The organism is Streptomyces sp. SID13726 (assembly GCF_010548375.1).
Lineage (GTDB): Bacteria > Actinomycetota > Actinomycetes > Streptomycetales > Streptomycetaceae > Streptomyces.
Genome location: NZ_JAAGLY010000073.1, coordinates 1 through 835, shown reverse-complemented (window position 1 = coordinate 835; position 835 = coordinate 1). Strand labels below are relative to the sequence as shown.

Below are 835 nucleotides of genomic sequence, written 5' to 3'. Positions count from 1 at the left end.
CGTCCGTAGGCGCCATCTCGGCCGTCCGGGCCGCGATCAGCGCCGCCCAGCCCTCCGGGAGCTCGGCGTGCTCCCCGACGGTATGCGCGGTCACCTCGGCGCGCTCGGCTAGGGCCTTGGCCTGCCCCCACCCGATCGGCAGCGCCGCCGGCCGTCCGCCCTCCGGGCCCGGGTAGCGGGCGACGAACCAGTTGGTGGCAGCCGCGTGGAAGTCGGTGACGACCTCCTCCCACTCATCCTTCGCCTCCCACGGCCGGACCGCCCAGGCGTGGACCACGAAGAGCGCAGCCACGTACCCGGGCAGGTCCTTCTCCGGCACCCAGGGCTGGGCGGGGACGATGACGTCCGCGCGCCCCGCGTACGTCTCCTCGGTGGCCTCGCGGTGCAGGGTGTGGAGGTGGTCCGCGAGGGCCTGGGCCAGCTCCCCGCGGTCGGCGGTGGCCGGCACGACGGCGGAGAGCAGGAACGGCACCACCTGCAGCCGGTCCGCGCTCGACGTGGCGGCGCGGGCGGGGTCGCCGCTCCGGCTGTCGAGAAGGTGAGCGGCGCGGGTGTACGGCAGGCCCGTCTCCGTCATCACCGCGCGCACGGCCTGAACACGGGCCCGGGAGTCCGTCGGCATGGGACAACTCCAGTCACGACGGCATGCCCCACGCGCACACCGCACGGTCTAGAGCGGTCGATGCCGGCTGCTGCGAGGAGTCGAAGACGTCTTGTCCGGCTACGGGACCGGGCGTGGGCCGGAGATCCCCTTCACGGAGTCAGGCGGTCGCGCGCCGCCAGGGCAGACCCTACCCGTATCCCAGCCGTCCGCGCCGTCGTTGGCCGGTTCCCA

The 835-nt window shown here is 74.4% G+C and carries 1 pseudogene; it reads right to left on the bottom strand.

What is annotated here, in order from left to right:
- Positions 1-622 (bottom strand): annotated as a pseudogene (locus G3I78_RS46380) (hypothetical protein); the annotation flags it as partial.
- Between the last annotated feature and the right edge of the window lie 213 nt (positions 623-835).